The 6,802-nt window shown below is 74.5% G+C and carries 8 protein-coding genes and 1 pseudogene; 2 read left to right on the forward strand and 7 right to left on the reverse strand.

The window, feature by feature from the left end:
• A pseudogene (locus DVA66_RS20990) lies at positions 1 to 206 on the reverse strand (hypothetical protein); the annotation flags it as partial.
• Positions 207 to 479: 273 nt separating this feature from the next.
• On the opposite strand from DVA66_RS20990, the gene DVA66_RS15070 reads away from it, so the two are divergent.
• Complete coding sequence (locus DVA66_RS15070; protein WP_114560821.1) at positions 480 to 986, forward strand: DUF1707 SHOCT-like domain-containing protein; 507 nt, start codon at positions 480 to 482, stop codon at positions 984 to 986.
• On the opposite strand, the gene DVA66_RS15075 is transcribed toward DVA66_RS15070, so the two are convergent.
• The 4 genes from DVA66_RS15075 to DVA66_RS15090 all read right to left on the reverse strand — a co-directional run bounded on the left by DVA66_RS15075 (position 944) and on the right by DVA66_RS15090 (position 4,537).
• Positions 944 to 2,488 carry an NCS2 family permease gene (locus tag DVA66_RS15075; RefSeq protein WP_114560822.1) on the reverse strand — a complete coding sequence of 515 codons (1,545 nt, stop codon included), beginning with the start codon at positions 2,486 to 2,488 and terminating at the stop codon, positions 944 to 946. The genes DVA66_RS15070 and DVA66_RS15075 overlap by 43 nt on opposite strands.
• Before the next feature lie 92 nt (positions 2,489 to 2,580).
• The gene (locus DVA66_RS15080) at positions 2,581 to 2,940 is read right to left on the reverse strand and encodes a hypothetical protein (RefSeq protein ID WP_157974033.1); all 360 of its coding nucleotides are present in this window, start codon (positions 2,938 to 2,940) and stop codon (positions 2,581 to 2,583) included.
• A gap of 11 nt (positions 2,941 to 2,951) precedes the next feature.
• The gene (locus tag DVA66_RS15085) at positions 2,952 to 4,010 is read right to left on the reverse strand and encodes a serine hydrolase domain-containing protein (protein ID WP_232821982.1); all 1,059 of its coding nucleotides are present in this window, start codon (positions 4,008 to 4,010) and stop codon (positions 2,952 to 2,954) included.
• An 11-nt stretch (positions 4,011 to 4,021) separates the two neighbouring features.
• Positions 4,022 to 4,537: an ArsR/SmtB family transcription factor gene (locus DVA66_RS15090; protein ID WP_114560824.1), complete on the reverse strand. Its 516-nt coding sequence runs from the start codon at positions 4,535 to 4,537 to the stop codon at positions 4,022 to 4,024.
• A gap of 82 nt (positions 4,538 to 4,619) precedes the next feature.
• On the opposite strand from DVA66_RS15090, the gene DVA66_RS15095 reads away from it, so the two are divergent.
• Positions 4,620 to 5,582, forward strand: a complete 963-nt coding sequence (locus tag DVA66_RS15095; RefSeq protein WP_114560825.1) for a beta-ketoacyl-ACP synthase 3 — start codon at positions 4,620 to 4,622, stop codon at positions 5,580 to 5,582.
• Here DVA66_RS15095 and DVA66_RS15100 read toward each other — a convergent pair.
• Positions 5,575 to 6,024 (reverse strand): iron chaperone, encoded by a 450-nt coding sequence (locus DVA66_RS15100; RefSeq protein WP_114560826.1) that lies wholly within the window; start codon positions 6,022 to 6,024, stop codon positions 5,575 to 5,577. The genes DVA66_RS15095 and DVA66_RS15100 overlap by 8 nt on opposite strands.
• Before the next feature lie 86 nt (positions 6,025 to 6,110).
• A partial coding sequence (locus DVA66_RS15105; protein ID WP_157974034.1) for a glycerate kinase occupies positions 6,111 to 6,802 on the reverse strand: 692 nt, incomplete at its 5' end.

Below are 6,802 nucleotides of genomic sequence, written 5' to 3' on the forward strand. Positions count from 1 at the left end.
GTGGCGCTCGGTGTCGGCGTCGGGGCCGAGGACGGCGTCGGGGCCGGGTCGGAGGGCGTCGGGCTGCTGCTGCGCACCACCGGGGTGGCCGGTGCCGAGCTCGGGCTGGGGGCGGCGCTCACCCCGGGCGCGCAGGCGGCCAGGCCGGTGGCGAGCACGGCAGCCACCAGGGCCAGCACGGCCGAGGACGCTCGATCTCCACGCACGACGGGACACTCCTTCTGGACACAGATGGGCGGGAACACCCTAACGGCTGCCTGCGCCGGGCACCTCCCGACGCGGGCGCTGTGACCAAGCCGTCGCATTCTCAGCAGCCTGTCAGGTTCCGACGGCGCTGCCCCGGCGGGCGGGGGCGGGAGCCCACCCGGGGCGGAGCGGGAGGCGTTCGACTCCGACCGTGGTCGTCGGTCCCCGGCCCGTCCTGCGCCTCTGGTCGCCGAGGGCTCGCCCGCCGCCGGGAGCGTCCCGAGGATGAGGCCATGACCTCGCAGATCATCCGCACCGACCCCTTCCCCTACCCGAACCCGCCGAGGATCGTCCCCGTGCTGCGCGTCGGGGACGCCGAACGCACCCGCACCTGCGAGCTGCTCAGCAGCCACTACAGCCAGGGACGTCTGGAGCCCGCGGAGCTGGAGGACCGGCTGGCCGCCGCGATGGCCGCCCGGACCCAGGCCGACCTGGCCCGCCTGCTGGCCGACCTCCCCCGCCTGGACGCCCCGGCCGCGCAGCCGCCGGTCAGACGACCCGCCCAGCCCGCCTCCGCGGTGACCGTGGTGGCCGGCATGGTGCTGGCGGGCAGCCTGCTCGTCTGCCTGATGATGATCTTCGTCGCGATGGCCGTCGCCCCGGCCTGGGGCTTCTCCGCGCTGGTCGGCGGGACGATCGCGGCCGTCGGCGGGGTGGCGCTGGGGGTGCTGTGGACGCGGCGCCACACCGCCCCGGCTCAGCCGCCGAGCACGCGGGAGAGGATGCCCTGGGCGAAGTAGACACCGAAGGCGGCCGCCACCACGTACATCAGCCAGTGCACCTGGCGGGCCTTGCCGCGGACGACCTTGAGCAGCAGGTAGCTGAGGATCCCGGCGCCGATCCCCACCGTGATGGAGTAGGTGAACGGCATCAGCACCATGGTGAGGAAGGCCGGGATGCCCTGCTCGGGGTCGTCCCACTGGATCTTCAGCACCTGGCTGATCATCAGGAAGCCGACGAAGACCAGGGCGGGGGTGGCCGCCTCGCTGGGGATGATGCTGATCAGCGGCGCCAGGAACATCGCCAGCAGGAAGGCCACCCCGGTGACGACCGAGGCCAGCCCGGTGCGCGCCCCGTCGCCGACCCCGGCCGCGGACTCGATGTAGGACGTGTTGGACGACACCGAGCCGACGCCGCCGGCGGCCGCGGCGGCGGAGTCGACCAGCAGGATCGGGGTCAGGTGCGGCGGGTTGCCCTTATCGTCGAGCAGGTCGCCCTCCGCACCGATCGCCACGACGGTGCCCATGGTGTCGAAGAAGTCGGCCAGCAGCAGGGCGAACACCAGCAGCGCCAGGCCGAAGAACAGGTTGGCGCGGAAGCCACCGTCGAAGGTGGCGGCGAAGGCGCCGAACACGTCCACCTGGCCGATCAGGGACAGGTCGGGCAGCGAGGCCACCCCGTCCAGGGTGGGCACGTTGAGCAGCCAGCCCTCCGGGTTCTCCTCCCCCACCTTCGGCCCGATCTGCGCGACGGCCTCGATGATGACCGCGACCACGGTGGCCGTGGCGATGGCGATGAGCATCGCGCCGCGCACTCGCAGCACGTGCAGCACCAGCAGCAGCGCCAGCCCGAGCACGAAGATCAGCACCGGCCAGCCCGACAGCGACCCACCGATGCCCAGCTGCACCGGGGTGCCCGAGCCCGGGCGGACGATGCCGCCGTCGACCAGGCCGACGAAGGTGATGAACAGCCCGATGCCGACCGAGATGCCGGTGCGCAGCGAGCGCGGGATGGCGCGGAACACGGCGGTGCGGAAGCCGGTCAGCACCAGCACCGCGATGATGACGCCCTCGATGACGACCAGCCCCATCGCCTGCGGCCAGGTCATCTGCGGGGCGATCAGCACCGCCAGGAAGGCGTTCAGCCCCAGCCCGGTGGCCAGCCCGACCGGGAAGCGTCCGACCACGCCCATGAGGATGGTCATCACCCCGGCGACCAGCGCGGTGGCGGCAGCCACCATGGCGATGGCGGCGTCCACGTTGGCCCCGATCACCTGCCCGGCCGCGTCGGTGTAGGGCAGCCCGCCGAGCAGGTTGCCCTCGGCGTCGGGCTTGGTGCCGATGATCAGCGGGTTGAGCGCCAGGATGTAGGACATCGTGACGAAGGTGACCAGCCCGCCGCGGACCTCACGACCAACCGTGGAGCCGCGCGCGGTGATCTCGAACCACCGGTCCAGGGCACCCAGCCGGGAGCCGGACGGGCCGGAGGGACGCTTGGCGGCACGGGGCGAGGAGGTCACCATGGGCGACATCGTAGGGTCGCCGGCGCCCCCGTCCCGCCCGCACCGCGACGCGGACGCCGCTCAGCCGCCGGCGCCCTCCAGCCGGGTGGCGATCAGACCAGCACCACCACGGCGAGGACGCCGAGCACGGCGTGCAGGGTGACGCTGACCAGCGCCGGGACGGTCCACCGCGGGCGCGCCCTGCCGTCGCCGCCGGCCGGGGCCGTCCACGGCAGGCTCGCACCGCGCCAGACGGCCCGCGCCACCGTGACCGCGACCCCGGCGGCCAGGGCGACCCACAGCCAGGACAGCACTCCCGGCATCGGCGTGATCGCCCGCCCGAGCAGCAGCACGACGAGGGCCGACACCCCGTCCGAGACCAGCGAGCGCCGGTCAGCAGCGGCGAGCCGGGGCACCCAGGTGCGGACGGCGAACCACCCGGCCAGGCCGACCATCACGACCCATCCGACCATCGTCGCCATCCTCAGACCCCCTGCTCGAGCAGTGCGAGGCCGGCCCGGTCGACCGACGCGCTGGTGGCCGACAGCACCACCACCGCGGTGCCGGCCTCGCGGTCCACGCCGAGCCAGGAGGAGAACCCTCCCGTCCCGCCGTTGTGCCAGGTGATGGTGCGCCCGTCGTCGGTGGTGCTGGTGATCCAGGCCCAGCCGATCCGGTCGTCGCCGAAGGAGGCCTCCGGTCGGGTGGCCGCGATCCCCGGCGCCTGCTCGGTGAGCAGCGCCTGCGCCAGCCGGGCCATGTCCTCGACGCCCGCGCGGACGCCGCCCGCCGGCGCCATCGCCTCCCCCGCCCACGGCTCCATCCGCCGGCCGTTGGCGTTCTGACCGACCAGGTCGTGCCCGTCCAGCTGCGCCGGTCCGGTCGGCACGGTCGTCCCGCCCATCCCCAGTGGTTCGAGCACCCGCTCGCGGAGCAGCTCGGGGTAGGGCCGTCCGGCGGCCGCGGCCAGCGCGTGCCCGAGCAGCTCGAAGCCGAGGTTGGAGTAGGTCCCGGGCGGGGCGTCCAGCGGCAGCCCGCGCACCTCCGCCAGCTCCTGCTCCAGCGTGTTCGCGTAGGGGTTGGCCCCCGACATCGTGTGCCAGATGTTCTTGCCGGCCTGGCGCAGCGACAGCGGCTGCACCGGCAGCCCGGAGGTGTGGGTGGCGAGCTGCTGCAGGGTGACGTCGGCCACCGGGGCGCCCTCCAGCGGCAGCAGCTCGCCCACCGTGGTCTGCTCGGTGACCTCGCCCCGCTCGATCGCCTGGGCCAGCAGCAGCCCGGTCAGCCCCTTGCTGATGCTCCCGATCTCGAACCGGTCGGTGGGCTGGGCGCCGATGGTGGCCGTCCGGGTGCCGTCGGCGGTGACCACCGCGACCGCGACGGCCGGACGCTCCTCCCCGACCACGGCCCGCACCCGCTCGGCCAGCGCCTGGTCACCTCCCGCCGTCTCCGGCAGCGGGGTGGGCGCGGGTCGCAGCGCCACCGCCCCCACCAGCACGACCAGCCCGCTCAGCACGGCGGCCACCGTCCTCCCGATCCGCATCCCGTCCCCTCTCACTCGGCCGCCAGCACGGCCACCAGCAGCGGCACCACCCGGTCGGGCGGCACGCCGACCCGTCCGCGTCCGGTGCTGCGCAGCCAGCCGGCGGCGGTCAGGCTGCGGATGTGGTGGTAGATCTGCCCGGAGGTGCCCATCTCCTCCAGCTCGGTCAGCTCGGCCACGGTGGTGCGGCCGCGGAGCACCGCGAGCACCAGCCGGAGCCGCACCGGCGAGCCGAGCGCGGCCAGCCGGGTGGCGACGTGGTCGACGGCGTCGGCGTCCGGGTCGGACAGCACCGCCGCGGGCCGGGCCCACTGCCAGGCGACCGGCCCGGCGTCGGTGGCGACCTCGCCGGCCATCAGCACTAGGTCGGCGACCTCGGCCCCGGCGCGCTGCCGCAGGCCCTCGATCGCCCAGAGGTCGACCTCCACCGGGCCGCTCCCGGCCGGGGTCGCGGTCTCCAGGGCGTCCAGACGCTCGGTCAGCCGCTGCACCTGCTCGGCCAGCTCCTGCCACCGCTCGTCGCTCATGCCTCACAAACTACGTAAGTTCGTATGAACGGTCAAGGGACCGGGGTGAACTGGTACCTACGGTCGCGTAGGCTGCGACGTCGTGATCGGTTCGCGTGTGGTGTCCCTGGGTCACTTCCAGCCGGCTCGGGTGGTGCCGAACTCCGAGCTCGAGCAGCTGGTGGAGACCACTGATGAGTGGATCAGCCGCCGGGTCGGCATCCGCGAGCGGCGCTGGGCCGGGCCCGAGGACACCGTGGTGACGATGGCCACCGCGGCGGCGAAGGACGCGCTGGCGGTCGGGCGGTGGGACGCCGCCGACGTCGACCTGGTGCTGGTGGCCACCTGCACGAACGCGGTCCGCTCCCCCAACACCGCCGCCGCCGTGGCGCACGCGCTGGGCATGGAGCACCGGCCGGCGACGCTCGACGTCAACGTCGCGTGCTCGGGCTTCCCGCACGCGCTGGCGCTGGCCCAGCAGGCGATCGCGGTCGGCTCGGCGCGCACCGCCCTGGTGATCGGCTCGGAGAAGCTCACCGACTTCACCGACTTCACCGACCGCACCACCTGCGTGCTCACCGCCGACGGGGCCGGGGCGATGCTGGTGACGGCGAGTGAGGAGCAGCAGATCTCCCCGGTGCTGTGGGGCTCGGTGCCCGAGCTCGGGCAGGCGGTGCGGATCAACCCCGAGGAGGGCGACAAGTTCGCCCAGGACGGCCGGGCGGTGTTCCGCTGGACCACCTTCGAGCTGCCCACGATCGCCCAGCAGGTGGTCGAGCGGGCCGGGATCGCGCCGTCGGACCTGGCCGCGATCGTGCTGCACCAGGCCAACCTGCGCATCATCGAGCCGCTGGCGGCCAAGATCGGCGCCGAGCAGGCGGTGGTGGCCACCGACGTCACCGAGTCGGGCAACACCTCGGCCGCCTCGATCCCGCTGGCGCTGTCGAAGCTGCTGCGCCAGAGCCCCCTGCCGCCCGGCGCCCCGGTCCTGCTCTTCGCCTTCGGCGGCGGGCTGGCCTACGCCGGGCAGGTGGTCGGGGCGCCGGAGCACCAGTCGCTCAGCTGAAGGCGCGCTCCAGCAGCTCCCGGACGCGGGCGGCGACGGCGTCGTCCCAGCGGGTGACCGCGAAGGACGTCGGCCACATCGGCCCGTCGTCGAGGTTCGCCGCGCCGTCGAAGGCGACGGTGGAGTAGCGGGTCTGCATCTTGGTGGCGCTCTGGAAGAAGACGATCGTGCGCCCGTCGCGCTGGTAGGCCGGCATCCCGTACCAGGTCTTGCAGGTCGAGGCGGGGTGCACCTCCTTGACCAGGGCGTGCAGGCCCTCGGCCATCGCGCGCTCCTCGGCCGGCATCTCGGCGATCTTGGCCAGCACGTCGGCCTCGCCGTCCTTCGTCCCACGGCGCCGCGACTGGGCCTTGAGCTCGGCGGCGCGCTCCTTCATCGCCTCCTTCTCGTAGTCGGAGAAGACCTCGCTGCTGCGGGCTCCGGTGCTCTCGCTGGTGGTCATGGCTGCCTCCCTCGGTCGGTGTGCTCCCCACGCTAGGGACGCGCACCGCCGCGGCGCTTCTCGATTCCTGACCGGCTCGGGCGGGGTCAGCGGGTGTGGGCGGTGAGCAGCCGGGCGGCCGCCTCCTCCAGCCAGCGGGCCGCCTCGGTGAGCGCCGCCTCACGGGTCGGGGCCACCTCCACCAGCGCCGCCGAGCCGACCACGCCGCGGGCCGCCAGCTCCTCCGCACCAGCGCTGACCACCCCGGCCAGCGCGAGCGCGTCGATACCGTGCGCGCGGGCCAGCTCGGCCACCCCGATCGGGCCCTTGCCCCGCAGCGACTGGGCGTCCAGGGAGCCCTCCCCGGTGAGCACGAGGTCGGCGCCGGCGACCGCGTCGGTCAGGCCGACCAGCTCGGCGACGAGGTCGAAGCCGTTGACCAGCCGGGTCGGGGTGGTGGCGAGGAAGGCGGCGGGGAAGCCGCCGGCGGCCCCGGAGCCGGGGACGACCACGTCGACGCCGGTGGTGGCCCGCAGCAGCTCGGCCCAGCGGGTCAGGGCGTCGTCGAGCAGCCGGACGGTCGCCGGGTCGGCGCCCTTCTGCGGGCCGAACACGGCCGCGGCGCCCTCGGGCCCGGTGAGCGGGTTGTCGACGTCGCAGGCGATGGAGATCCGGGTGCTGGCGAGCCGGGGGTCGAGCCCGCTCAGGTCGAGGGTGGCGGCCCGGCCCAGGGCGGCCCCGCCCAGCGGGACGTCCGCGCCGTCGGCGTCCAGCAGCCGGGCCCCGAGCGCCCGCAGCG

The organism is Desertihabitans aurantiacus, from assembly GCF_003344635.1.
Lineage (GTDB): Bacteria > Actinomycetota > Actinomycetes > Propionibacteriales > Propionibacteriaceae > Desertihabitans > Desertihabitans aurantiacus.

Coding starts and splice junctions, on each gene's coding strand:
- DVA66_RS15070 (WP_114560821.1), top strand. CDS start 480: ATGACCTCGCAGATCATCCGCACCGACCCCTTCCCCTACCCGAACCCG.
- DVA66_RS15075 (WP_114560822.1), bottom strand. CDS start 2,488: ATGGTGACCTCCTCGCCCCGTGCCGCCAAGCGTCCCTCCGGCCCGTCC.
- DVA66_RS15080 (WP_157974033.1), bottom strand. CDS start 2,940: ATGGTCGGATGGGTCGTGATGGTCGGCCTGGCCGGGTGGTTCGCCGTC.
- DVA66_RS15085 (WP_232821982.1), bottom strand. CDS start 4,010: ATGCGGATCGGGAGGACGGTGGCCGCCGTGCTGAGCGGGCTGGTCGTG.
- DVA66_RS15090 (WP_114560824.1), bottom strand. CDS start 4,537: ATGAGCGACGAGCGGTGGCAGGAGCTGGCCGAGCAGGTGCAGCGGCTG.
- DVA66_RS15100 (WP_114560826.1), bottom strand. CDS start 6,024: ATGACCACCAGCGAGAGCACCGGAGCCCGCAGCAGCGAGGTCTTCTCC.